This window comes from Vallitalea sediminicola (genome assembly GCF_054408565.1).
Map to the genome: position 1 here is coordinate 1 of NZ_BTPT01000090.1, position 1651 is coordinate 1651.

Genomic DNA, 1651 nt, shown 5'->3' on the forward strand with positions numbered 1-1651 from the left:
GTACATTTCTTTGTACATTTAGTAAAGAGAAAAAATCTTTCAAAATGTAAACCTCAATTAAGGACTTATTATGTTATTAAAAAGGTTATCTTTTTATATTTTTGATGTAATTGTAGCAGATACAACTGCTGAAGTTGAAATCAAACCATTAGCAAAATATGAGATTTTTAATTCTGATACCAATATTGAAGTCGCTTATTATCCTTTAGAGCATTTTTCTACCATTGGTGAATATAACTATCAAGAAAAGTACATGGTCAGAGCAAAAGATGGTGTTATTAAACTGACTCAACATTTTACAGGAGAGCAAGAACATATAATTAAAATAACTGATACTGCAACCAAGAAATCACATATTTTCAATTTCTACTCTGTCAGATCAGATTTGTTTGATAGAATACCTTATAAGGGTGATTTACATATGCATAGTCATCATTCTGACGGTAAAGAATCTCCTGGATTCGTTACTGCATCTTGTAGAAGAATTGGATTTGATTTTATGGCACTGACTGACCACAGAAAGTATTATCCTTCTATAGAGTGTCAAGAAAGTTATAAAGATATTGATCTTGATATACTTATAGCCAGAGGGGAAGAAGTACATCCAGAAAATAATAACGTTCATATAATTAATTTTGGCGGAGATTTTAGTGTAAATGAACTAATGAAACAAAATAAAGAACAGTATTATTCAGAAGTCAGGGATCTTGAAAAAGATATAGATATTGATGACGAACAGGCAAAATACGAATGCGCTTCTAGCATGTGGTGCTTTGATAAGATTAGAGAAGGTGGGGGATTATCCATATTCTGTCATCCATATTGGTTGGTTGATTCAGGATATTATATCTCTAATTCTGTAATTGATTTTATGTATGATAATCAGCCATATGATGCCAATGAAGTTGTAGGGGGATATCACTCATTCGAATTTTCATCAAATACTTTACAGATAGCTAGATATTATGAAGAACGGGCAAAAGGTAAAAAAGTTCCAATCGTAGGTGTAAGTGATGCACACGGATGTGAAGATAAAGATTTATTTGGCTGGTTCTATACTATAGTTTTTGCACCTTCTAATGAACAACCAGATATAATTAAAAGCATTAAAGATCTATATAGTGTAGGAGTCGAATTCCCTGCTGGTGAGACTGTTAGACCAGTTGGACCTTTCCGTCTAGTAAAATACGCTCTATTCCTCATTAGGGAGGTTTTTCCACTACATGATGAGCTTTGCTATGAAGAGGGGCAATTAATGTTAAAACATATAACAGGTGACGAAAATGCCAAGGATAGGTTAAATAGTCTACACGGTCAAGTAAATAACCTATACAATAAACTGTTTTCAAAATAGTGTATTATACATGAATAGTATTATACATTAACGCAATAACTAGCAGTATAAATTTTGTAGGCTAAAATCACATTCTTTAACTGGCTTAAGAGTGGTAAATATAGAGAAAATCATATATAGTGATAAGAACGATTTTTACAGCTTGTTGTCATTCCTTTAAAACAGATAAGGACAACAAATGTAACGAGAGTGATTATCACTATATATGATTTCAATATACAACCGTTGTCTATTTTTTACTTAATACTTTGTCGACAGTCAAAGGAGCTGCATACAGCCAATGTCATTAAGTTAAGG

1 protein-coding gene is annotated in these 1651 nt (G+C 32.0%); it reads left to right on the forward strand.

Features of this window, described 5'->3' with window-relative positions; translation table 11 throughout:
* Positions 1–70: 70 nt before the first annotated feature.
* Positions 71–1354, forward strand: a complete 1284-nt coding sequence (locus ACX6CF_RS25055; RefSeq protein ID WP_458788117.1) for a PHP domain-containing protein — start codon at positions 71–73, stop codon at positions 1352–1354.
* Positions 1355–1651 lie beyond the last annotated feature (297 nt).

Bases quoted from the DNA above. Each gene is read 5' to 3' on its own strand.
- ACX6CF_RS25055 (WP_458788117.1), top strand. From the start codon at position 71: ATGTTATTAAAAAGGTTATCTTTTTATATTTTTGATGTAATTGTAGCA.